Below are 23,304 nucleotides of genomic sequence, written 5' to 3'. Positions count from 1 at the left end.
GGACCCGGAGCCGGGACCCGGCTGCGGGGCCGGAGCCCTCAGAACTGCACGCCCTTGCCGCGCAGGAACTTGACCGGGTCGATCGCGGAGCCGTAGTTCGGGCTGGTCCGGACCTCGAAGTGCAGGTGGGGACCGCTGGAGTTGCCGGTGTTGCCGGACGCGGCGATCTTCTGGCCGGTCTTGACGACCTGACCGGGCCGCACGTTCACCTCGGAGAGGTGGGCGTACTGGGAGTACGTCCCGTTGCCGTGGTTGATGACCACGGCGTTGCCGTAGGCCGGGCCGTCACCGGCGCCGTTGCCACCCGCCTTGGCGACCGTGCCGCCGTGCACGGCCACGACCTTGGTGCCGTTCGGGACCGCGTAGTCCTGCCCGCTGTGGGCGGACTGCCACATGCCGCCGGCCTGGGCGTAGCTGGCGGAGATCTTGTACTTCTTCACCGGGTCGACCCAGGACGCCTTCTTCTTGGCGGGCTGAGCCGGCTTCTCGGCCTTCACGGCCTTCTTCGCCGCGGCTGCCTTCTTGTTCTCGGCGGCCTCGGTCTTCGCGGCCTCGGCCTGGGCGTCCGCCTGAGCCTGCACGGCCTTGGCGGTGTCGCTGCCGACGACCGTGGTGTCGGCGGCGGCCGCGATCCCGGCTCCCACGACGGCCGTGACTCCCATGCCGGCGGCCATGACGGCCGCACGGGTGCGGAGGTGGGACGTGAGGAAGGAACGGGGCGTGACGCGCTGGGACATCTGAACCTCGCGAGGAAGGGAGCAAAGGAAAACCACCGGGCGAACAGGTCCACTCCGAAGTGGCCATCCCTTGGTAACCCCTCCGCCCACAAAGGCACAAAAAGGGTTATCTACGACAGTCCTTCGTACTTCCCCAGTGAGATGGACGTCTCTTGACACCTCGCCCGTACCGGATGAAAGCCCCATTCAGGACCGACCGATCGAGGTTTCACCTTAAATGTCCGTTTTGCGTTTCGGCGCTTCGCCACTATTCCGGCTAGTACCGGACGAAACGCCTGTGGAGCATGTCACCGGGGGCGGGGTTCGGCCATTCCGTAAATGTGGCGTGCGCCTCTCTGGCTGCCTACCGCGCGGTAACCCTACGGTTCACCTCGCGTCACCCTCCACCACGAACATGCACACGACACATCGCCCCGTTGGCAGCGTTACGAGCCCGAGAGGACCCCCACCACATGAGAAGCCGACGCCCCTGGCTGCGCCGCGCATCGGTCACCGCCGTCTCCACCGCTGCCCTGGTGGCCCTGGCCGTGCCCGCCCAGGCAGCGACCGACACCGGCACCTCCGCGGCGGCCGCCGTGACGGCCACGGCGGCCGCCGCAGACGTCGACTACGACACCTGGCAGCGGGACTGCCAGGCGGTCATGGATCAGGCCCTGCCGCAGTTGCAGCAGCGGATCGCGAACCCGCGGCCGGGCGAGAAGCAGGCGATCGTCCTCGACATCGACAACACCGCCCTGGAGTCCGACTTCGGCTTCAGCTTCCCGGCACCGGCCAACGAGCCGGTCCTGGAGGTCGCGCAGTACGCCCAGGAGCGCGGGGTCGCGGTGTTCTTCGTGACCGCACGGCCGGGCATCATCGAGGCCTTCACCGAGTACAACCTCGACCACGCCGGATACGAGTCCGCCGGGCTGTACGTCCGCAGCCTCACCGACCTGTTCCGGAACGTGGCCGCGTACAAGACGGCCAAGCGCGTCGACATCGAGTCGAAGGGCTACACGATCATCGCCAACATCGGCAACAACGACACCGACCTCTCGGGCGGCCACGCCGAGAGGACCTACAAGCTGCCGGACTACGACGGCCAGCTCTCGTAACCCGGGACACGACATGCGAAAGGGGCCGGTGCCCCTCCCGGGCACCGGCCCCTTTCGGCTGCCGTGACGCTGACGCGTTACGCGCTGACGCGCTTACGCGTCCTTGCTGAGGTTCGGGCCGGCTCCGCCGGCCGCCTGCTCGATCGGCGGGACGTCGGGCAGGGCCGCCTTCTCCTCACCGCGGAAGGTGAAGGTCGCGCTCTCGCCCTCGCCCTCGGTGTCCACGACCACGATGTGGCCGGGACGCAGCTCGCCGAAGAGGATCTTCTCCGACAGCGAGTCCTCGATCTCGCGCTGGATGGTCCGGCGCAGCGGCCGGGCGCCCAGCACGGGGTCGTAGCCCCTCGTGGACAGCAGCTCCTTGGCGGACTGGGAGAGCTCGATGCCCATGTCCCGGTCCTTCAGCCGCTCGTCCACCTTCTCGATCATCAGGTCGACGATCGCAAGGATGTCCTCCTGGGACAGCTGCGGGAACACGACCACGTCGTCGACACGGTTGAGGAACTCGGGACGGAAGTGCTGCTTCAGCTCGTCCGACACCTTGTTCTTCATGCGCTCGTAGTTGGACTTCTTGTCGCCGGCGGCGGCGAAGCCCAGGTTGAAGCCCTTGGAGATGTCCCGGGTGCCGAGGTTGGTCGTCATGATGATGACCGTGTTCTTGAAGTCCACGACCCGGCCCTGGGAGTCGGTCAGGCGACCGTCCTCCAGGATCTGCAGCAGCGAGTTGAAGATGTCCGGGTGGGCCTTCTCGACCTCGTCGAAGAGGACGACCGAGAACGGCTTGCGGCGCACCTTCTCCGTCAGCTGACCGCCCTCCTCGTAGCCCACGTAGCCGGGGGGCGAACCGAAGAGGCGCGAGACCGTGTGCTTCTCGCTGAACTCCGACATGTCGAGGGAGATCAGCGCGTCCTCGTCACCGAACAGGAACTCGGCGAGGGCCTTGGACAGCTCGGTCTTACCGACGCCGGACGGGCCGGCGAAGATGAACGAGCCACCGGGACGCTTCGGGTCCTTCAGACCGGCACGTGTACGGCGGATCGCCTTCGACAGCGCCTTGACGGCGTCCTTCTGGCCGATGACCCGCTTGTGGAGCTCGTCCTCCATGCGCAGCAGACGCGAGGACTCCTCCTCGGTCAGCTTGAAGACCGGGATGCCGGTGGCCGTGGCGAGGACCTCGGCGATCAGGTCGCCGTCGACCTCGGCGACGACGTCCATGTCGCCGGCCTTCCACTCCTTCTCCCGCTTGGCCTTGGCGGCGAGGAGCTGCTTCTCCTTGTCGCGCAGGGAGGCGGCCTTCTCGAAGTCCTGCGAGTCGATCGCGGACTCCTTGTCCCGGCGGACACCGGCGATCTTCTCGTCGAACTCGCGCAGGTCCGGCGGCGCGGTCATCCGGCGGATGCGCATCCTCGAGCCGGCCTCGTCGATCAGGTCGATCGCCTTGTCCGGGAGGAAGCGGTCCGAGATGTACCGGTCGGCCAGGGTGGCGGCCTGCACCAGCGCCTCGTCGGTGATCGAGACACGGTGGTGCGCCTCGTACCGGTCACGCAGACCCTTGAGGATCTCGATGGTGTGCGGCAGCGACGGCTCGGCGACCTGGATCGGCTGGAAGCGGCGTTCGAGGGCCGCGTCCTTCTCCAGGTGCTTGCGGTACTCGTCCAGCGTGGTCGCGCCGATGGTCTGGAGCTCACCACGCGCCAGCATCGGCTTCAGGATGGAGGCCGCGTCGATGGCGCCCTCGGCGGCTCCCGCACCGACCAGCGTGTGCAGCTCGTCGATGAACAGGATGATGTCGCCGCGGGTGCGGATCTCCTTGAGCACCTTCTTCAGGCGCTCCTCGAAGTCACCGCGGTAGCGGGAGCCCGCGACCAGGGCGCCGAGGTCCAGGGTGTAGAGGTGCTTGTCCTTGAGGGTCTCGGGCACCTCGCCCTTGACGATGGCCTGGGCGAGGCCCTCGACGACGGCGGTCTTGCCGACGCCGGGCTCACCGATCAGCACCGGGTTGTTCTTGGTGCGGCGGGACAGCACCTGCATGACCCGCTCGATCTCCTTCTCGCGCCCGATGACCGGGTCGAGCTTGGACTCACGGGCGGCCTGGGTGAGGTTCCGGCCGAACTGGTCGAGGACCAGGGATGTGGAGGGGGTGCCCTCGGCAGGACCGCCGGCAGTGGCGGTCTCCTTCCCCTGGTAACCGGAGAGCAGCTGGATGACCTGCTGCCGCACGCGGTTCAGATCTGCGCCCAGCTTGACCAGGACCTGGGCGGCGACGCCCTCGCCCTCACGGATCAGGCCGAGCAGGATGTGCTCCGTGCCGATGTAGTTGTGACCCAGCTGCAGCGCCTCGCGGAGCGACAGCTCGAGCACCTTCTTGGCACGGGGGGTGAAGGGGATGTGACCCGACGGGGCCTGCTGGCCCTGGCCGATGATCTCCTCCACCTGCTGGCGGACCGCCTCGAGCGAAATCCCGAGGCTCTCAAGGGCCTTGGCGGCGACACCCTCACCCTCGTGGATCAGGCCCAGGAGGATGTGCTCAGTGCCGATGTAGTTGTGGTTGAGCATCCGGGCTTCTTCCTGAGCCAGGACGACAACCCGCCGCGCGCGGTCGGTGAACCTCTCGAACATCGTTAATCGCTCCTCAGAGCGGTCAGGCAGTGGGGGGAACTTCCCCTCCCTGTCCTTCCGCAGCTTAGTCCCGCAAGCGGGGACCGCTCATTCCAACTGCCGACACCGTCGATGGCCTCCTGACCCCGAACGCCGACATATGCTCCAACCCGATGGTGCGAGACGATGTTCCCGCAGACCAGGCAGTTACCCCTATCGCCAGTACGCCGATGGCGAACGCGAGATGTGCCACCCCGTGTGTCGCCCCTCTCCCACTAGGGATGTCCTACCCGCTGCGACCGACAGTCCATGCCGAATACAGGAGTTCCCTCCGCTACGGGCGAACAACTTCGCGCCTCCCCGGGTCCGCGCACGCCCCCACGTTCGACACTCTTCGCATGCGAGTGAGAACTCGGCGTGACCGGAACGGTCTTACGGAGGTTGCGCCTGGCATGACCGACACCGCCCCCTCCGCCCTCCCCGCCACCTCGGACCCGTCCGCCCCCGCGCACCGCTCCGCCACCACGGCCGAAAAGGCCCAGGGCCGCCCTCGGCCGACCGGACCGCGTGATCCGGCCCGGACGAACGAGACGGGCGGTCCCGGCGATCCGAGCGATCCGGGCAGTCCCAGCGGTCCCGGCAGTCCCGGCGGTCCGAGTGATCCGGGCGATCCGGTCCGGCGTTGGTACGAGGACGAACAAGGGTGGCCGACGCTGCCCGGTTCCCCGGTGCGCCTCCCGGTGGGGGTGCGCTTCGACATCCTGGACGTCCCCGCCGAAGCCGGCCGTGCGGCACTGGAGCGCCTGGAACTCCCGGGGCCGGTGGCCCTGCAGGGCGGCCGGATGCGGCTGCTGGTGGCCGCGGGCAGCGCGGAGGAACTGCCGGGGCTGCTCGCCTGGCTGGAGTGGGGCACGCTGGCCCTCGACCTGGCCGCGGTCGGCGCGGGCGGGTTCATCGACGCTCCGTCGCCCCCGGGGCCCGTCGGCCACGGTGCGGTCCGGCCGCTCCCACCGGACCACCCCGGTCCACAGGGGGCCGCCGTGTGGCTGCGGCCCCCCGAGCCGGGGCGCGAGGTCGAGGCCTCGCTGCCGACACTGTCGGCGACGGGGGGCCGTGCGGGCGCCCCCGATCTCGTACGGCTGGTGAACACGGTGGCCACGCAGTGCCACCGGATCCGGCTCCTGCGCGCCCGTGCCCGGCCGCCGGCCGGGGTGCGCGAGGCGGGACGGACCGACAGTCAGCCGTTGGCCTGCTCGTAGGCCTCGCGAATGGCCGCGGGGACCCGGCCGCGGTCGTTGACCTCGTGGCCGTTCTCCTTCGCCCAGGCGCGGATCGCCGCGGTGTCCTGGCCACCGCCGGAAGCGGCACGCGCCTTTCCACGCCCGCCCGAAGCACGGCCTCCCGTACGACGGCCGCCCTTCACGTAAGGCTCGAGAAGGCCGCGGAGCTTGTCCGCATTGGCGGTGGTGAGATCGATCTCGTATGTCTTGCCGTCCAACGCGAACGTCACGGTCTCGTCCGCTTCGCCGCCGTCGAGGTCGTCGACAAGAAGGACCTGAACCTTCTGTGCCACCGGATTTCCTTTCGTCGATAACGTCAGGGCCTGGGTGTACCGGCGTCCGCCGTATCGCCGTCCCCTGTTATATCCACTACTGCAGTACGTCGGAAAGCAAACCGCTTTTGCCGGAAAAACACAAACCCCGGGGAGTGACACGTTGCCCGCGCGCGGTCCGGAAACGTGCGCGTTTCGGACATAGGGAACCTGGCAAGGCCACGGCGGCGAAGCGCCCACGGAAGCGGGTGCGCAATATGCCATGGCGTCGCCCGCCGAGGGCCTCCGCCGCAAGGTGCCGGGTACGGAACGCAGACGATCACAGATGCAGAAGCATCCGACTGTTGCCCAGGGTGTTCGGTTTCACTCGTTCGAGACCGAGGAACTCCGCGACACCCTCGTCATAGGAACGCAGCAGCTCGGCGTACACATCGGTGTCGACGGGCGTCTCACCGATCTCCACGAAGCCGTGCTTGCCGAAGAACTCGACTTCGAAGGTCAGACAGAAAACACGGCGAACACCGAGCCGGCGGGCGGTCTGCAGCAGCTTCTCCATCAAGCGATGCCCCACACCGGCGCCCTTCAGCCCGGGCTTCACCGCGAGAGTGCGGACTTCCGCGAGGTCTTCCCACATCACGTGCAGCGCGCCGCAGCCGACGACCTCCCCGTTGTCGTCCCGTTCCGCGATCCAGAACTCCTGGATGGCCTCGTAAAGCGTCACCGTTGCTTTGTCGAGCAGGATGCCCTTGTGGACGTAGGCGTCAAGGAGGCGGCGCACGGCGGGGACATCGCCGGTGCGGGCCCGTCGGACGGTGATGGCTTTTGCGGGGACATCCGGGCTGTCTGCTGACATGAGCGGACGCTATCGCCCGCGCGGACCCTCGGCCGAGGCGGGGTTCTCGACGGAGGGTTCCGCGGGCGTGGGTTGTTCGGGCGATCCGGCCTGTTCGGCCGTTCCCGGCCCTTCCGCCGTTCCCGGCTGTTCGGCCGGCCGGCGTTGTTCCGTGGTTTCCGGAAGAGGTGCGACGCGTACGGCATCCGTGAGGGCCTGGCGCTGTTCCTCGCTCATCATCCCGAAGAAGGCGACGAGCGCGGCGGCGGCGTTGTCGCTCTGCGACCAGGCCTCGTTCATCAGCGCGGCGGCGTACGCGGCACGGGTGGAGACCGCCTCATACCGATAGGCCCGGCCTTCCGCCTGGCGGCGCACCCAGCCCTTCTGGTGGAGATTGTCCAGAACGGTCATCACCGTGGTGTAGGCGATGGACCGTTCCTTCTGCAGGTCTTCGAGGACTTCTCTGACAGTGACCGGGCGGTTCCACTTCCACACCCGCGTCATGACCGCGTCTTCGAGTTCTCCCAATGGGCGAGGCACACCTCGTAACAATAGTGCGAAATCCACACCACGGCGTGCCGATCATGCATGAAGAGCGGCGAAGGCGAACAAAAAGGGCGTACAACTCTCGCTCGGTCGCGCTCGACTCGTACGCCGGGCCCGCCTCCGTGCCGCCCGCCTCAGTACCACCCGCGGCCGGCCGGGCGGCGGGCGACCGAGCAGCCGCCGGTCAGGCCTCGGTCTTGGCGGGGGCCTGCCGGGGCGCCTCCGCGCGGGCCAGGGCCGCGTCCACGGCGGCGTCCTCCTTGGTCTTGTTGGCGCCGCCCTGGGTCTTCACGATCACCCGGATCACGCCGATGAAGAGGACGGCCATGACGGCCGGGGGCAGGAGCGCGGAGACATAGTCCATGGATCCAGGGTAGCCAGGACCCGGCCGACGGCCGGGCGGGGGTGGGTGTGCGACGGACGGGCGGGCGGCGGCTCCGCGGCAGGCCCCTCAGCCCACGGCGAGCCGCCGGCCCTGCGGGGGCGGGGCCGGCTTGCGACGGGGGAAGACCTCTCCCGGGGTGGGGACGGGACGGCCCGGTTTCGGGTTGCCGGGTGCGGGGGCTGCGGGGTCCCGCGCGGGTTCGGGCCGGGGAGCGGACGGCTTGCGCTCCGGCTCCTCCTCCGGGTCCTCGGCGGCCTGGCCGCCCGGCAGGGCGAGGAGGTGGGTGCGGGAGGCGGGGACGACGGACAGGGGGCCCCGGGACAGCGGGCCGGTGGACGGGCCGCCGGACGGGGACCCCACGGAGCCCACGCGGACCGTACGGCCGGCGAGGCGGGCGCGTACGTCCTCCTCGGCGAGGAGCCGGCAGCGGTCCAGGAGAGCGGCGGCGGGGGTGCCGCGCAGTGCCCGGAGGGCGGCGAGGTCGTCGGCGTCGGGACGGTAGCCGGCACCCAGCGCCTCCTCCAGAAGCCTGAGGTAGCCGACGACGGTGCCGGGGAGGGCTGCGCGGTAGCGGCCGAGGTCGGCCACCAGGAAGGCGCGCAGCCGGACGCCCTCCCGCGTCGCCTCGTCGAGGGATTCGGCGAGGCGGAGGCAGTCCTGGACGTCTTCGGCCGAGGCGGACGTGGGGTGCAGGGCGAGGGCGAGGGCGCGGCGGAGCACACGCAGCTCCTCCGCACCGAACGCCATGCCGCCGCGGGATCCGTAGGGCGTGGGCATGCGGCGACGATACGCGCTAATCGGACAAACAACGCATAGCGTACGGGTGTGGCGTGCGGGTACGGCGTGCGGGTCCACCCGGGTGGGGGCCGCGGACCGGCTCCGCGGCCCGCGGCGCTTTCCGGGAATGGGTCACGGGCCGCGGCCGGAACACCCGGGGCCGCAGGGCGCGGGGCGCGGGCTCACGGGCCCCGGCCCGCTCCACGAGGCGTTGCACGGGCCGGTCGCCCCCGTACGGCCCGGGGCCGGCCACCCGTGACCCGCGCGGCCTGGTCCCGGAGCGCCGCGCCCGGGAGGCGCTACAGCCGCGACGCGTTCCGTTCGTAGACCAGGCGCAGGCCGACCAGGGTCAGCCAGGGCTCGTGCTCGTCGATGACGGTGCTCTCGCCCAGGACCATCGGCGCGAGTCCGCCGGTCGCGATGACGGTCACCTCGTCGGGGTCGTCGGAGAGCTCTCGGGCCATCCGGCGGACGACGCCGTCGACCTGGCCGGCGAAGCCGTAGACGATGCCGGACTGCATCGCCTCGACCGTGTTCTTGCCGATCACACTCCGGGGCCGGGCCACCTCGATCTTGCGGAGCTGCGCACCGCGGACGCCGAGCGCCTCGACGGAGATCTCGATGCCGGGGGCGATGACGCCGCCGACGTACTCCCCGCGCGCGCTGACCGCGTCGAAGGTGGTGGCGGTGCCGAAGTCGACGACGACGGCCGGCCCGCCGTAGAGCTCGACGGCGGCGACCGCGTTGATGATGCGGTCCGCGCCGACTTCCTTGGGGTTGTCGGTGAGGATCGGCACGCCGGTCTTGACGCCCGGCTCGACCAGGACCGCGGGGACGTCGCCGTAGTAGCGGCGGGTCACCTCGCGGAGTTCGTGCAGGACGGAGGGGACGGTCGCGCAGATGGCGATGCCGTCGATGCCGTCGCCCAGTTCGTCGCCGAGCAGGGGGTGCATGCCCATCAGGCCCTGGAGGAGGACGGCGAGCTCGTCGGCGGTGCGGCGCGCGTCCGTGGAGATCCGCCAGTGCTCGATGATGTCCTCGCCGTCGAACAGGCCCAGGGTGGTGTGCGTGTTGCCCACGTCGATCGTCAGCAGCATGGCCGGCCCCTACTCAGCCGCTCGCAGGTCCAGGCCGATGTCCAGGATCGGCGAGGAGTGGGTGAGGGCGCCCACGGCGAGGTAGTCGACCCCCGTGTCGGCGTACGCCCTGGCGTTGTCGAGGGTGAGCCGGCCGGACGCCTCCAGGGCGGCGCGGCCGGCGACGAGAGCCACCGCCTCCTCGCACTCGCCGGGGGTGAAGTTGTCCAGCAGGATCAGGTCGGCGCCCGCGTCCAGGACCTCGCGGAGCTGGTGCAGGGTGTCGACCTCGACCTCGACCGGTACCTCGGGGAAGCGTTCCCGGACGGCCTGGAAGGCCTGGGCGACACCCCCCGCGGCGACCACGTGGTTGTCCTTGACCAGGGCGGCGTCGGAGAGCGACATGCGGTGGTTGACGCCGCCGCCGCAGCGCACGGCGAACTTCTCCAGGGAGCGCAGGCCCGGGGTGGTCTTGCGGGTGTCGCGGACCTCGGCCTTCGTTCCTTCCAGGACGTCCGCCCACGCGCGCGTGGCCGTCGCGACACCCGAGAGGCGGCACAGGAGGTTCAGGGCGCTGCGTTCCGCCGTGAGGAGGTCGCGGGTACGGGTGGTGACGGAGAGGAGCTTGTCGCCGGCTTCCACCCGGTCGCCGTCCTCCACGTGCCGTTCGACCTCGAACTCCGCCGTGCAGACCACCGAGACGACCGCCTCGGCGATCCTGAGGCCCGCCACGACGCCCGCCTCCCGCGCGGTGAAGTCGGCGGTGGCGACGGCGTCCTCGGGGATGGTCGCGACCGTCGTGACGTCCACGCCGTGGGCGAGGTCCTCCTGGAGGGCGACGTGGGCGATGTCCTCGATCTCCACCGGGTCCAGACCGGCGTCGGCCAGGAGCTGGGCGAGCGTGGGGTCGAGGCCGCACTCCAGGTAGGTCTCGTCGTAGCTCTCGTCGCCGTCCGCGCCGCAGGCGCAGCCGTCGCCGCAGCCGCCGGACGGGGCGAGGGGAAGGTCTGGTGTGGTCACTGCTGTCACTGCTCCTGAGGGGCCTGGGGCGGGAGGTTCGGGGCGTTCGGGGCGTCGGGGAGAGTCGGGGGGAAGTCCGTGGCGTCGGTGGTGTGCGCCGCCAGCGTGCGGTCCGGGTTCAGCCGTACGACGACGTGGCGGCGCCAGGCGGCGTCGTCGCGCTCGGGCCGGTCCTCGCGCCAGTGGCAGCCCCGGGTCTCCTCGCGCCGCAGCGCGGCGGCGACCAGGACGCGGGCGACGCACAGGAGGTTCGTCGCCTCCCAGGTGTCGACGCCGGGCTCGGCGGTCTTGCCCTGCTCGTCGAGGGCGTCGCGGGCGTCGGCGTGCAGCCGCTGGAGCCCGTCGGCGGCCTGCTCGAGGGATGCGGCGGAGCGCAGGACCCCGGCCCCCCCGGTCATGATCCGCTGGATGGTGAAGCGGGCCTCCGCGGGAAGGAGGGGGTGCCCGGGGCGCCCGGCGCCCGGGAGGGGCTGCGGCGCACCTGCGCGGAGGGCGTTCCCGGTGCGGCTCGCGGCGATGTCGGCGGCGATGCGCTCCGCGTAGACCAGACCCTCCAGGAGCGAGTTGGAGGCGAGCCGGTTGGCTCCGTGCACGCCGGTGCAGGCGACCTCCCCGCAGGCGTAGAGGCCGGGGACGGTGGTGCGGCCGTGGGAGTCGGTGCGGACTCCGCCGGAGGCGTAGTGGGCGGCGGGGGCGACCGGGACCGGCTCGGTGACCGGGTCGATGCCGTGGGCGCGGCAGGCCGCGAGGATCGTCGGGAAACGGTGCTCCCACATGTCGGCGCCGAAGTGCCGGGCGTCGAGGTACATGTGCTCGGCGTCCCGCTCCCGCATCCGGCGCATGATGCCCTTGGCGACGATGTCCCGCGGGGCGAGCTCGGCGAGCTCGTGCTGCCCCACCATGAAGCGCACGCCGTCGGCGTCGACCAGGTGGGCGCCCTCACCGCGTACCGCCTCGGAGACCAGGGGCTGCTGGCCCTCCGCGTCCGGGCCGAGGAACAGGACGGTCGGGTGGAACTGCACGAACTCGAGGTCGCTGACCTCGGCACCCGCGCGCAGGGCCAGGGCCACCCCGTCGCCGGTCGAGACGGAGGGGTTCGTGGTCGCGCTGAAGACCTGCCCCATGCCACCGGTGGCGAGCACCACCGCGGGAGCGTGCACGGCCCCCACGCCGTCGTGCTGGCCCTCCCCCATGACGTGCAGGGTCACGCCCGCGCTGCGCCCTTCGGCGTCGGTCAGCAGGTCCAGGACGAGCGCGTTCTCGATCGTGCGCAGTCCCGCCCGTCGCCCGCCGCCGCCCTTGCCCGAGAGCGTTTCGCGCTCCCCCCTCCGGACCGCCCGTACGGCCTCGACCAGGGCGCGGGAGATCTCCGCGCCGGTGGCGTCCCCGCCCGCGTGCGCGATGCGCCGGCGGTGGTGACCGCCCTCACGGGTGAGTTCCAGGCTGCCCTCCTCGGACTCGTCGAAGTGGGCGCCGGTGGCGATGAGACGGCGTACGGCGTCGGGGCCCTCGGTGACGAGGAGGCGGACCGCCTCCTCGTCGCACAGGCCCGCCCCGGCGACCAGGGTGTCGTCCCGGTGCTGTTCGGGGGTGTCGCCCTCGCCGAGGGCCGCGGCGATGCCGCCCTGGGCCCAACGGGTGGAACCGTCGTCGAGCCGGGCCTTGGTCACGACGACCGTGGCCAGCCCGGCGGCCTCGCAGCGCAGCGCGGCGGTCAGTCCGGCCACGCCCGAGCCGACGACCACGACGTCCGCCTCGATGGACCACCCGGGCGCGGGGGCGTGCAGTCGTATGCCGGTGCTGGTCACGAGGCGGCTCCGAGGGTGCCGAAGGTCAGGGGGATGTTGTCGATCAGGCGGGTCGTGCCGACCCGGGCGGCCACGGCGAGGACGGCCTCGCCGGTGAAGCCGTCGCCGATCTCGGTGAAGTCCGAGGGGTCGACCAGAGCCAGGTAGTCCAGGGTGAGCGGCGGGGTGAAGCGGGCGGCCGCGTCGAGGACCTGGCGGGCTGCGGCGCGGACGGCGCCGGGGCCGCCGGCCGTGGCGACGGCGTGTGCGTCGGCCGCCGCGCGGGACTCCCCGAGCGCGCTCAGCGCCTCGGCGCGCGCACGCGTGGCGGGCACTTCGCGGGCCCGCGCGTGCAGCGCCTCCTGCGCGGCGTGCCGGGCCCGTCCGGCGAACAGGGCTCCGGACAGGGCGAGCGCGGTGCGCCGCTCCGTGGCGGAGAGGTAGCGGTTGCGGCTGGAGAGGGCCAGCCCGTCGGCCTCGCGGACGGTGGGGACGCCGACGATGTCGACGCCGAAGTCCAGGTCACGCACCATGCGACGGATCAGCGCGAGCTGCTGGGCGTCCTTCTGGCCGTACAGGGCGACGTCGGGACGGGTGAGGTGCAGCAGTTTGGCGACGACGGTGAGCATGCCGTCGAAGTGACCCGGGCGGGCGGCGCCCTCCAGACGTGCGCCCATGGGGCCGGCGTTGACCCGGACCTGGGGCTCGCCGCCCGGATAGACCTCGTCGGCCGACGGGGCGAAGACCACGTCCGCGCCCGCCTGCCCGGCGAGCCCGAGGTCGGCGTCCAGGGTGCGCGGGTACCGGTCGAGGTCCTCGCCCTCGCCGAACTGCAGCGGGTTGACGAAGACGGTGACCACGACCTCGCCCGCGGGGCCCGCGAGGTCGCGCGCGGCGCGGATCAGGGTGGCGTGGCCCTCGTGCAGGGCGCCCATGGTCATCACGACGGCGCGGCGGCCCGTGCGCGCGCGTGCGTGCAGGTCGTCGGTGGTGCGCAGCAGGGTGGTGGTCATCGGGGGTTCCCTTCGCCGTCGCCGGTGGTGCCCGTTTCGCCGGTGGTGCCCGTGGTCCCGTCGGCGAGTACCTCGAGGAGGTCCTCGGCGAGTTCCGGCTTCAGCAGGCCGTGGGCGAGGGCGCGGTCGGCGGTCGCGCGGGCCATCGCCAGATAGCCGGCGACGGTCTGCGGGGCGTGCCGGCGCAGCTCGGTGACATGGGCGGAGACGGTGCCGGCGTCACCGCGCGCGACGGGGCCGGTGAGGGCCGCGTCGCCGGAGCGCAGGGCGTTGTCCAGGGCGGCGCCGAGCAGCGGGCCGAGCATCCGGTCGGGGGCCCCGACCCCGGCGGTGCGCAGCAGCTCCAGGGACTGGGCGACCAGGGTGACCAGATGGTTGGCGCCCAGGGCGAGGGCCGCGTGGTAGAGCGGGCGGCTCTCCTCGGCGATCCACTCCGGTTCGCCGCCCATCTCGATCACCAGGGCCTCGGCGGCCAGCCGCAGTTCCTCCGGCGCGGTGACGCCGAAGGAGCATCCGGCGAGCCGCTGCACGTCGACGGGGGTGCCGGTGAACGTCATCGCCGGGTGCAGGGCCAGCGGCAGCGCGCCGGCCCGCAGGGCGGGGTCCAGCACCTTCGCGCCGTACCGGCCGGAGGTGTGCACGAGGAGCTGGCCCGGCCGTACCGCACCCGTCTCGGCGAGCCCGGCCACCAGCCCCGGCAGCGCGTCGTCCGGGACGGTCAGCAGCACCAGTTCGGCCCGCTCCAGCACCTCGGCGGGCGCGACCACCGGCACGTCGGGGAGCAGTTGCCCGGCGCGCCCTCGGGAGGCGGCGGAGACGGCGGACACGGCCACCGGACGGTGGCCGGCGAGCCGCAGGGACGCGGCCAGGGCGGGGCCGACGCGCCCGGCGCCGACCACACCGACGCTGAGCCGCGCGGGGCGGTCCCTGGGATCCGGCTGTGGGCTTGTGTTCACGCGGCGACGGCCTTCCCGTTCCAGTCCGCTCGGGGTACCGGACGATTTCTCGTCATGTTAACGCGAAACGCGGGCGGCTCCCGGGCGCACACGTGTCCACGGCACGTGTCCACAGGGTGTGGGTTCCGCGGGGAAAACCCGGGTGCCCGGGCCCACCCGTACGCGGGATGATCCCGGGCATGGGCGATACGGCGGAGAACCGCACCGCGGCACAGGACGGACGGCGGACCGGGCCAGGCCCGGGACCGGGACCAGGAGCGGGACCAGGACCGGGACCGGGACCAGGACCGGGACCAGGAGCGGGACCAGGACCGGGACCAGGACCGGGACCAGGACCGGGACCAGGAGCGGGACCAGGACCGGGACCAGGACCGGGACCAGGAGCGGGACCAGGACCAGGAGCGGGAGCGGGACCAGGACCAGGAGCGGGACCAGGACCAGGAGCGGGAGCGGGACCGGGTCCGAGCCCGGACCCGGACCGGGAGACAGAACGGGAACCGGGTCAAAAGCTCCGGGAGCGGCGGATCGCCGCCTGGCGCAGCGCCCCGCGCGTGCTCGCGCGCCTCGGTTTCCTCGGGCCGCTCCGGGAGCGGCTGGCCCTGCTGGAGGCGGCGGGCAGCGTGTACGACCTGGACGAGGCGGCCGACCTCTACGGCGGCGGCGTCGTCGAGGCGCTGGAGGAACGGGTCGCCGGGCTTCTGGGCACCGAGGCAGCCGCGTTCTTCCCGACCGGAACAATGGCCCAGCAGGTGGCCCTGCGCTGCTGGGCGGGCCTCAGCGGCAGCCCCGTGGTCGCGCTGCACGGGCTCAGCCACCCCGAGGTCCATGAACGGAACGCGTTCAGCCGGGTCGGCGGCCTGCGTCCGGTGCGGGTGACCAGCGAGCCCCGGATGCCGACCGCCGCCGAGGTGCGGGACTTCGACGAGCCCTTCGGCGCGCTGATGCTGGAACTTCCCCTCCGGGACGCCGGTTTCGTCCTGCCCACCTGGGAGGAGCTGACCGAGGTGGTGGACGCCGCGCGGGAACGCGAGGCCGTGGTCCACTTCGACGGGGCCCGGCTGTGGGAGTGCACGACGCACTTCGGCCGTCCACTGGAGGAGATCGCCGCCCTGGCGGACAGCGTCTACGTGTCGTTCTACAAGTCCCTCGACGGCTTCGGCGGCGCGGCGCTCGCCGGTCCGGCGACGCTGGCCGAGGAGGCGAAGGCCTGGCGGCACCGGTACGGCGGCAACGTCTTCCAGCAGTTCCCGACCGCGCTGTCGGCGCTGATCGGCCTGGAGCGGGAGCTGCCCCGGCTGCCCGAGTACGTCACCCACGCGCGCGTGGTGGCCGCCGCGCTGCGCGAGGGCCTGGAGGCGGGAGGACTGCCCTGGTCCCGCGTCCACCCCGAGGTGCCGCACACCCACGACTTCCAGGTCTGGCTGCCGTACGACGCCGGTGTCGTCGCGGAGGCGGCGATCCGGGCGGCCGAGGAGACGGGAACCGTCCTGTTCGCCAACCACTGGGACCCGAAGGGGCCGGGCCTGTCGTCCACGGAGGTGTACGTGCGGGCCGCGGCCCTGGAGTGGACGGCCGACGACGTGCGGGCCGCGGCCTCGGACTTCGCGCGACGGCTGACGGCTGACGAAGCCGTGAGGACGTGAGGACGTGAGGGGCCGGGAACCCGTCGTAGGGGCGTCGGCCCCCTTCAGCGTCCCCGGTCGGCCGCGGCCGGTCCGTGTACGACGGTGCCTCGGTCGAAGCGGATGTGCCGGATGCCGACACGCGCCTGCCGCAGCCGGGTCCGGAGCCGCCCCCCCGTGGTGGTGGGGGGACGGCTCCAGCCCGGCCAGTACGGCGATGCGGTCCGCCGTCTTCGGGACGGTCGTGTGGTCCGTCCACAGATGCTCGGTGAACTTCGGCCCGACGAGCCGCTCCGGACAGTGGTCGAGCCGGTCCACGGCCCAACCGTCCCGGCTCGGGTCCGCTTTCTTTCCGACGGCGCGGCGCAGGAGGCGCCCGAGGCCGCGTCCACGCAGCCGCCTCAGCACCGTCTCCCGTTCGTCGAGGAGGGTGAAGTGGTGGACTTCGTGGCCGCGTTCGCGCAGCCGGCCGACGGTCGCGGCGAAGCAGCGGGAGTCCGTGACCGTCATGGGCGCGATCACGACGCCGTCGTGCCGGGTCGGCGCGAGGTCGAGGACCTCGACGACACCCTGCCGCCAGGAGGCCGGTTCCCGGAAGTCCCCCCGCAGTTCTGGCGGCAGCATGCGGCGCAGCCCGAATCCGGCGTGCTCCGGATCGCAGACGACACTGCCCGGGAGACGACGCCGCACCTCGTACACGGTCTGCGTCCTGCCGCCCCCGAAGGGGCCGTTGATCCACAGCAGCATGCGCAGCCCCTACCGACGCGGGGACTCCCGGTCGGCCCGGTGCGCAGGGTCAGTCCTGCCCGCCGGCCCGGACCAGTCCCGTCTCGTAGGCGAGGACCACCACCTGCACCCGGTCCCGCAGTCCCAGCTTGGTCAGGATGCGGCCCACGTGGGTCTTCACGGTCGCCTCCGACAGCACCAGGCGGGCCGCGATCTCACCGTTGGACAGGCCCTGCGCGACCAGCACCATGACCTCCCGTTCCCGCCCGGTGAGCCGCTCCAGCTCCTTGTGCTGGGGCTGCTCGGTGGTGCTCGGCAGCATGGGGGCGAAGCGGTCCAGGAGCCGGCGGGTGGTGGACGGGGCGACCACGGCGTCGCCGCTGTGCACCGCGCGGATCGCGGTGAGCAGTTCGCCGGGCGGCACGTCCTTGAGCATGAAGCCGCAGGCTCCCGCCTTCAGGCCGGAGAAGGCGTACTCGTCGAGGTCGAAGGTGGTCAGGATCAGCACCTTCGGCGGGTCGGTGTCCGCGCAGATCCGGCGGGTGGTCTCCACCCCGTCCAGCTTCGGCATCCGGACGTCCATGAGCACCACGTCGACGGCGGTGGACCGCAGCACCTGGAGGGCCTCCACGCCGTCGCCCGCCTCCGCCACGACCTCCATGTCCGGCTGGGCGTCGAGCACCATCCGGAACCCGGTGCGCAGCAGCACCTGGTCGTCGACGAGCATCACGCGGATCGCCATCGGGGCCTCTTCCGTCTCAGAAGGTGTTACAGGTGTCAATAAAGGGCGTGCGCAAGCGTTCAGGTGTCAATGAACGGGTTTGAGGGGCAACAGGACACTGATCCGGAATCCTCCGCCGGGCCGCGGACCCGCGTCCAGGGTGCCGCCGACCATACCGACCCGCTCGCGCATGCCGATCAGACCGTGGCCCTGGCCGTCGAACCCGCCCTCCTCGTACAGCTCGTGCGGGGCGCCCTTGCCGTCGTCCTCGACGAGCAGGCCGAGGCCGTCGTCGAAGTACACCAGGCGCACGCTGGCGCCCGTGTTGGGCCCCCCGTGCTTACGGGTGTTGGTGAGCGCCTCCTGCACGATGCGGTAGGCGGTGAGTTCGAGGCCGCTGGGCAGCGGACGCGGGGTGCCCTCGATTTTGAAGTCCACCGGCAGTCCGGACCCCCGGCACTGCTCGACGAGGTCCTCGATCTGCCGCACGTCGGGCTGCGGTACGTACTCCCCGGCCTCCTGGTGCTCACCGGTGCGCAGCACGCCGAGCAGGCGGCGCATCTCGGCCAGTGCCTGGCGGCCGGTGGAGGAGATCGTCTCCAGGGCCTTCTTCGCCTGGTCGGGGGCCGCGTCGAGGACGTAGGCGGCGCCGTCGGCCTGCACCACCATCACCGACACGTTGTGCGCGACGACGTCGTGCAGTTCGCGCGCGATGCGGGCGCGTTCGGCGGCGACCGCGACCTTCGCCTGAGCCTCGCGCTCCTTCTCGAGCCGCGCGGCGCGCTCCTCGAGCTGGGCGAAGTAGGCACGCCGGGTGCGTATGGAGTCACCGAGCACCCAGGCGAGGACGAAGGGCACGGTCTGGAATATCACCATGGCGATGTTGCCCGCCACGCTCACGTCGTCGAGCGGCCAGCGTGCCTGCGCGACCGGCGCCGCGCACAGACCGGCGCCCAGCGCGAGACGGGACGCCCAGCGGGCCCCGACGGCCGCGACCGTGTAGGCGATCACCAGCATTGCGAAGTCGGCCGGCACCGGCGCCATGTCCAGGACCACCTGGAGGACGCCCACCACGACGGCCAGGACCAGCATCCGCTCCGGCATCCGGCGGCGCAGCGCGACGACCAGCGACAGCAGCAGCATGACCGGCACGGTCACGGCCGCCGGAGCGGTCCCCTCGGCCTCCTCCACGGCCGATCCGCCGACCACCGAAATCCCGAACAGGACGAGGGCCCAGAAGCCGTCGACCCATGCCGGGTGTCTGCGGAGAAAATCGTAGAGGCGCTGCACGTGACCCAGCGTAGGGAAGCCACATGCGTGCAGGGGTCAACCGGAGGGTCGATCCCCGGTCCGCACACGTACTCCGCAAGGTGGAGGCCCGGCACGGCCTCGCACGTAACCTGGGCCGATGACGACGGCGACGGCGGAGGCGGGGGCACACGGCGGCCCGCGCGGGTGGCGGGCGGCGACCCGGGCGGCTCTGTACGGGCCGGACGGCTTCTACCGCAGGCCGGAGGGCCCCGCCGGGCACTTCCGTACGTCGGTGCACGCCTCCCCGTTGTTCGCGGGGGCCGTGGCGCGTCTGCTGTGCCGGGTCGACGAGGCGCTGGGCCGGCCCGCGGTGCTCGATTTCGTGGACATGGCGGCGGGCCGGGGCGAACTCGCCACCGGTGTGCTCGCCGCACTGCCCGCCGACGTGGCGGCACGCACGCGTCCGTACGCCGTCGAACTCGCCGGCCGTCCCAGCGGTCTCGACCGGCGGATCGAGTGGCGGGCCGAGCCACCGGAGCGGATCACGGGGCTGCTGTTCGCCAACGAGTGGCTGGACAACGTGCCGCTGGAGGTCGCCGAGGTCGGCCCGGCGGGCGTCTTGCACCTGGTCCTGGTGGCCGACGACGGAACGGAGCGGCTCGGGCCGCCGGTCACGGGCCCGGAGGCGGAGTGGCTCGCCCGGTGGTGGCCGCTGACGGCCGAACGATCCGCGGGGGGCGGCGAGGAGGCCGTGGCGGACGGGGAGGCCGCCCCGGAGACCGCCGCCGAGGCCGCGAGCGAAGTGGGGCTGCGGGCGGAGATCGGACTGCCCCGGGACCTGGCCTGGGCGTCGGCGGTCGGGGTGCTCGCGCGCGGGCTCGCCGCCGCCGTGGACTACGCGCACACGGCGGACGCGCGCCCGCCGTTCGGGACGCTGACGGGATTCCGGGAAGGGCGGGAGACGACACCCGTGCCGGACGGGTCGTGCGACATCACCGCGCATGTCGCCCTGGACGCCTGCGCGGCGGCCTGCGCGCTCCCCGGCGCACGCCTGCTCCCGCAGCGGGCCGCCCTGCGCGCCCTGGGTCTCACCGGCTCGCGTCCACCGCTCACCCTCGCGTCCACCGACCCCGCCGGCTACGTGCGGGCCCTGGCGGCCGCCTCGGAGGCCGCCGAACTCGTCGCGCCGGGCGGACTCGGCGACTTCGGGTGGCTGCTGCAGCCGGTCGGGATCCCGGACGTGCTCGCGGCCCCGGGCCCCGTCTGACCCCCTGCGGCTCCCCGTTCCCGCGCCCCGCCTGCCCGCTCCCGCGCCCCGCTCCCCCTCTCGTCGACTGCTCCTCGTCGACCACTTGTCGTCGACTACTTGTCGTCGACTACTTGTCGATGTCCCCCACGACGAAGAACATCGACCCCAGGATCGCCACCATGTCCGAGACCAGCGTCCCCGGCAGCAGTTCGGTGAGCGCCTGGACGTTGTTGTAGGACGCCGAGCGCAGCTTCAGCCGGTACGGCGTCTTCTCGCCCTTGCTGACCAGGTAGTACCCGTTGATGCCGAGCGGGTTCTCGGTCCACGCGTACGTGTGCCCCTCGGGCGCCTTGAGCACCTTGGGGAGCCGCTGGTTGACGGGGCCGGGGGGCAGGTCGGCGAGCCGGTCGAGGCAGGCCTCGGCGAGGTCGAGGGCGTGGTACGTCTGCTCCAGGAGGCATTCGAAGCGGGCGAGGCAGTCGCCCTCCTCTCGGGTCACGACCTTCAGGACGTCCGCCAGCTCTCCGTAGGCGAGATACGGCTCGTCGCGGCGCAGATCGAGGTCGACGCCCGAGGCACGGGCGATCGGCCCGCTCACCCCGTACGCGTGCACGGCCTCCGGGGACAGGACGCCGACACCGCGCGTGCGGCCGCGGAAGATCTCGTTGCCGAGCACCAGGTCGTCGAAGCGGTCCATGCGGGAGCGCACGTCGGCGACGGCGCCGCGCGCGCGTGCGGTCCATCCCGCCGGAAGGTCCTCCTTGAGGCCGCCCACGCGGTTGAACATGTAGTGCATGCGCCCGCCGGAGACCTCCTCCATCACGTGCTGGAGCTCCTCGCGCTCCGTGAAGGCGTAGAACATCGGGGTGATGCCGCCGAGTTCCAGCGGATAGGAGCCGAGGAACATCAGGTGGTTGAGCACCCGGTTCAGCTCCGCGAGCAGCGTGCGCAGCCACACCGCGCGCTCGGGGACCTCCATGCCGAGCATCCGCTCCACGGCGAGGACCACGCCCAGCTCGTTGGAGAACGCCGACAGCCAGTCGTGACGGTTGGCCAGCATGATGATCTGCCGGTAGTCCCGCGCTTCGAACAGCTTCTCCGCGCCCCGGTGCATATAGCCGATCACAGGCTCCGCGCTGGTGATCAGCTCACCGTCCAGGACCAGCTTCAGCCGCAGCACGCCGTGCGTGGACGGATGCTGGGGCCCGATGTTGAGCACCATGTCGGTGCTCTCCGCGGCACCGCCGATGCCGACCGTGGTCTCCGTCGTAGGAGTCATGGGCACAGTCTCCCCTACGTACGCTGGGGCCATGGAGACGGGCAACCCGCACGACACGGGTACAGCGGGACCGCGACAGCCGCGACAGCCGGAACAGCCCGCCGAGGCGGCGGTGACCGTCGGCGCGCCGGCGGCCCCCGGTGACGAGCCGCGGTGGATCGCGCTGCCGCCGGGGTTGTTGAAGGTGCGCCGGCTGATGCTGGTGGTGTGGCTGGGGCTGCTCACCCTGGCCGCCGGGCTGGGCCCGGGTCTGCTGGCCGGGCCCGGCTGGGCGGCCTTCGCCCTGCTGCCGCTGGCCGTGACGGTCTGGGGCTGGGTGATGCTGGAGCGCAACTGGCGTTCCTGGCGGTACGCCGAGCGCTCCGACGACCTGCTGATCAGCCGGGGCGTCCTGTGGCGTCAGGAGACGGTCGTGCCGTACGGGCGGATGCAGCTGGTCGAGGTCACGTCCGGGCCCGTCGAACGGCACTTCGGGCTGGCCAGCGTGCAGTTGCACACGGCGGCCGCGGCGACCGACGCCACCATCCCCGGTCTCGTCCCGGCCGAGGCCGAACGACTGCGCGACCGGCTCACTGAGCTGGGCGAGGCCCGATCGGCGGGGCTGTGACCGCCCAGGAGACCCCCGGGGAGGTACGCGAGCGGCGGCCCGTGATCGAGCGCCGGCTGCACCCCGTCACACCGCTCAGGCGGGCGTGGGCGCCCGTCGCGGTCGTCATCGGGTGGGCGCTGCACGACCCGGACCAGGCGCAGCGCCAGCTGACCCGGCTGACGACGACCACACTGCTCGTCGGTATCGGCGTCCTGATCCCGGCCGCCGCCCTCTACGGCTTCTTGACCTGGTGGTTCACCCACTTCGCGGTGACCGACAGCGAACTGCGCATCCGCACCGGTCTGCTGTTCCGGCGCACCGCGCACATCCGGCTGGAGCGGATCCAGGCCATCGACGTCACCCAGCCGCTGCTCGCGCGGGTCGCGGGCGTGTCGAAGCTCAAACTCGACGTCATCGGGACCGACAAGAAGGACGAGCTGGCCTTCCTGGGGGCCGACCACGCCCGCGCGCTGCGGGCCGAACTGCTTGCGCGGGCGGCCGGTTTCGCGCCCGAGACGGCGCACGAGGTGGGCGAGGCGCCGTCCCGGCAGCTGTTGCGCGTGCCGCCCGGCGTCCTCGCCCTGTCCCTCGTGCTGACCGGCACGACCTGGGTGTGGCTGATCGTCGCCGCCGTCGTGCTGCCGCCGCTGTGGATGGTCACCGACAGCCTGTGGACGATCCTCGCCACCGCCGTGCCGCTGCTCGGCGCGGCGGGCGCGAGCAGCGTCGGCCGGTTCGTCTCCGAGTACGACTGGACGCTGGGCGAGTCGCCCGACGGGCTGCGCATCGACCACGGGCTCCTCGACCGGGCGCACGAGACGGTGCCGCCGGGGCGGGTGCAGACCGTGCGGATCGTGGAGCCGTTGCTGTGGCGGCGCCGGGGCTGGGTACGGGTGGAGCTCGACGTGGCGGGCTCGTCCAACTCCCTGCTGCTGCCGGTCGCCCCGCGCGAGATCGCCGAGTCCGTCGTCGCGCGGGTGCTGCCCGGCGTCGGTGTGCCGTCGCACGCGGAGCTGTCCCGGCCGCCGCGGCGCGCGCGGTGGTGCGTGCCGGCGTGGTGGCGTGGCTACGGACTCGCCGTCACCGACACCGTGTTCGCCGCCCGGCACGGCCGGCTGACCCGGACCGTCGCCCTGGTGCCGCACGCCAAGGTGCAGAGCGTACGGCTGGTCCAGGGGCCCTGGCAGCGTGCCAGGGGCGTCGCGGACGTCCATGTGGACACCGGGGCCAACAAGTCCGTGGTGGCCCGGCTCCGGGACGCCGGCGAGGCGGCTGAGCTGCTGCGGGCCCAGGCCGAACGGTCCCGGACCGGCCGCCGGGACGCCCGCCCGGACCGGTGGATGGCCTGACCCGGCCACCGGGCGCTCGGGGTCAGGCCCGGCCACGTGAACGGGGTCCCGCACGTCTTCCGTGCGGGACCCCGTTCACGTGGCCACGTCGTGGTGCCGTGTGCTCTCGCCGCCCTCCGTCAGGAGACCGCGCTGCGCAGCCCCT

The 23,304-nt window shown here is 72.3% G+C and carries 20 protein-coding genes and 2 pseudogenes; 6 read left to right on the top strand and 16 right to left on the bottom strand.

Annotated features, from left to right (window positions below; genetic code table 11):
• Nucleotides 1-38 precede the first annotated feature (38 nt).
• Entirely contained in the window at nt 39-737 is a 699-nt protein-coding gene (locus tag TU30_RS26060; RefSeq protein ID WP_042174300.1) for a M23 family metallopeptidase, read from the bottom strand.
• Between the two features lie 452 nt (nt 738-1,189).
• On the opposite strand from TU30_RS26060, the gene TU30_RS26055 reads away from it, so the two are divergent.
• Nucleotides 1,190-1,831 carry an HAD family acid phosphatase gene (locus tag TU30_RS26055; RefSeq protein WP_042174297.1) on the top strand — a complete coding sequence of 214 codons (642 nt, stop codon included), beginning with the start codon at nt 1,190-1,192 and terminating at the stop codon, nt 1,829-1,831.
• 93 nt (nt 1,832-1,924) lie between these two features.
• On the opposite strand, the gene TU30_RS26050 is transcribed toward TU30_RS26055, so the two are convergent.
• Nucleotides 1,925-4,450, bottom strand: coding sequence for an ATP-dependent Clp protease ATP-binding subunit (locus TU30_RS26050; RefSeq protein WP_042174295.1), 2,526 nt, complete (start codon nt 4,448-4,450; stop codon nt 1,925-1,927).
• 431 nt (nt 4,451-4,881) lie between these two features.
• Between TU30_RS26050 and TU30_RS26045 the strand changes: the two genes are divergently transcribed.
• Nucleotides 4,882-5,688 (top strand): SCO3374 family protein, encoded by an 807-nt coding sequence (locus tag TU30_RS26045; protein WP_234307992.1) that lies wholly within the window; start codon nt 4,882-4,884, stop codon nt 5,686-5,688.
• Here TU30_RS26045 and TU30_RS26040 read toward each other — a convergent pair.
• The 10 genes from TU30_RS26040 to TU30_RS25995 all read right to left on the bottom strand — a co-directional run bounded on the left by TU30_RS26040 (nt 5,667) and on the right by TU30_RS25995 (nt 14,373).
• Nucleotides 5,667-6,002: an Lsr2 family protein gene (locus TU30_RS26040; protein ID WP_042174292.1), complete on the bottom strand. Its 336-nt coding sequence runs from the start codon at nt 6,000-6,002 to the stop codon at nt 5,667-5,669. The two genes, TU30_RS26045 and TU30_RS26040, sit on opposite strands and share 22 nt — an antisense overlap.
• A gap of 298 nt (nt 6,003-6,300) precedes the next feature.
• On the bottom strand, nt 6,301-6,834 hold the full coding sequence (locus tag TU30_RS26035; RefSeq protein ID WP_042174290.1) for an amino-acid N-acetyltransferase: 534 nt from the start codon (nt 6,832-6,834) through the stop codon (nt 6,301-6,303).
• Nucleotides 6,835-6,843: 9 nt separating this feature from the next.
• Nucleotides 6,844-7,353 carry a BlaI/MecI/CopY family transcriptional regulator gene (locus TU30_RS26030; RefSeq protein WP_078878518.1) on the bottom strand — a complete coding sequence of 170 codons (510 nt, stop codon included), beginning with the start codon at nt 7,351-7,353 and terminating at the stop codon, nt 6,844-6,846.
• A 190-nt stretch (nt 7,354-7,543) separates the two neighbouring features.
• Nucleotides 7,544-7,723, bottom strand: a complete 180-nt coding sequence (locus TU30_RS26025; protein ID WP_042174289.1) for a hypothetical protein — start codon at nt 7,721-7,723, stop codon at nt 7,544-7,546.
• 87 nt (nt 7,724-7,810) lie between these two features.
• Nucleotides 7,811-8,491, bottom strand: coding sequence for a hypothetical protein (locus tag TU30_RS26020; RefSeq protein ID WP_042174287.1), 681 nt, complete (start codon nt 8,489-8,491; stop codon nt 7,811-7,813).
• A gap of 329 nt (nt 8,492-8,820) precedes the next feature.
• Nucleotides 8,821-9,618: a type III pantothenate kinase gene (locus tag TU30_RS26015; RefSeq protein ID WP_042174284.1), complete on the bottom strand. Its 798-nt coding sequence runs from the start codon at nt 9,616-9,618 to the stop codon at nt 8,821-8,823.
• A 9-nt stretch (nt 9,619-9,627) separates the two neighbouring features.
• Entirely contained in the window at nt 9,628-10,617 is a 990-nt protein-coding gene (gene nadC / locus TU30_RS26010) for a carboxylating nicotinate-nucleotide diphosphorylase (protein WP_042174282.1), read from the bottom strand.
• 5 nt (nt 10,618-10,622) lie between these two features.
• The gene (locus TU30_RS26005; protein WP_042174280.1) at nt 10,623-12,425 is read right to left on the bottom strand and encodes an L-aspartate oxidase; all 1,803 of its coding nucleotides are present in this window, start codon (nt 12,423-12,425) and stop codon (nt 10,623-10,625) included.
• Complete coding sequence (gene panC / locus TU30_RS26000; protein WP_042174278.1) at nt 12,422-13,417, bottom strand: pantoate--beta-alanine ligase; 996 nt, start codon at nt 13,415-13,417, stop codon at nt 12,422-12,424. Before panC ends, TU30_RS26005 begins: the two co-directional genes overlap by 4 nt.
• Nucleotides 13,414-14,373: a Rossmann-like and DUF2520 domain-containing protein gene (locus tag TU30_RS25995; protein WP_042174275.1), complete on the bottom strand. Its 960-nt coding sequence runs from the start codon at nt 14,371-14,373 to the stop codon at nt 13,414-13,416. The genes panC and TU30_RS25995 overlap by 4 nt, the downstream gene beginning before the upstream one ends.
• A gap of 434 nt (nt 14,374-14,807) precedes the next feature.
• Here TU30_RS25995 and TU30_RS25990 point away from each other — a divergent pair.
• Nucleotides 14,808-16,016: pseudogene (locus tag TU30_RS25990) on the top strand (low specificity L-threonine aldolase); the annotation flags it as partial.
• A gap of 44 nt (nt 16,017-16,060) precedes the next feature.
• Here the strand turns inward: TU30_RS25990 and TU30_RS37645 are convergent.
• The 3 genes and pseudogenes from TU30_RS37645 to TU30_RS25980 form a co-directional block, all read right to left on the bottom strand.
• A pseudogene (locus tag TU30_RS37645) lies at nt 16,061-16,742 on the bottom strand (ATP-binding protein).
• A 49-nt stretch (nt 16,743-16,791) separates the two neighbouring features.
• A complete protein-coding gene (locus tag TU30_RS25985) occupies nt 16,792-17,463 on the bottom strand; it encodes a response regulator transcription factor (RefSeq protein WP_042174273.1) in 672 nt (223 codons plus the stop codon).
• 66 nt (nt 17,464-17,529) lie between these two features.
• Entirely contained in the window at nt 17,530-18,732 is a 1,203-nt protein-coding gene (locus TU30_RS25980) for a sensor histidine kinase (RefSeq protein ID WP_042174271.1), read from the bottom strand.
• Between the two features lie 118 nt (nt 18,733-18,850).
• On the opposite strand from TU30_RS25980, the gene TU30_RS25975 reads away from it, so the two are divergent.
• The gene (locus TU30_RS25975) at nt 18,851-19,960 is read left to right on the top strand and encodes an SAM-dependent methyltransferase (protein ID WP_042174269.1); all 1,110 of its coding nucleotides are present in this window, start codon (nt 18,851-18,853) and stop codon (nt 19,958-19,960) included.
• A gap of 109 nt (nt 19,961-20,069) precedes the next feature.
• Here TU30_RS25975 and TU30_RS25970 read toward each other — a convergent pair whose 3' ends face one another.
• On the bottom strand, nt 20,070-21,221 hold the full coding sequence (locus tag TU30_RS25970; protein ID WP_042174267.1) for an NADH-quinone oxidoreductase subunit D: 1,152 nt from the start codon (nt 21,219-21,221) through the stop codon (nt 20,070-20,072).
• A 31-nt stretch (nt 21,222-21,252) separates the two neighbouring features.
• Here TU30_RS25970 and TU30_RS25965 point away from each other — a divergent pair, with 31 nt between their 5' ends.
• Together TU30_RS25965 and TU30_RS25960 are read left to right on the top strand one after the other, a co-directional pair.
• The gene (locus TU30_RS25965) at nt 21,253-21,828 is read left to right on the top strand and encodes a PH domain-containing protein (RefSeq protein WP_078878517.1); all 576 of its coding nucleotides are present in this window, start codon (nt 21,253-21,255) and stop codon (nt 21,826-21,828) included.
• Nucleotides 21,825-23,159, top strand: coding sequence for a PH domain-containing protein (locus tag TU30_RS25960; RefSeq protein WP_042174262.1), 1,335 nt, complete (start codon nt 21,825-21,827; stop codon nt 23,157-23,159). Before TU30_RS25965 ends, TU30_RS25960 begins: the two co-directional genes overlap by 4 nt.
• Nucleotides 23,160-23,304: the final 145 nt, after the last annotated feature.

This window comes from Streptomyces sp. NBRC 110035 (assembly GCF_000829695.1).
Lineage (GTDB): Bacteria > Actinomycetota > Actinomycetes > Streptomycetales > Streptomycetaceae > Streptomyces.
This window is presented reverse-complemented; position numbering and strand designations above follow the sequence as displayed.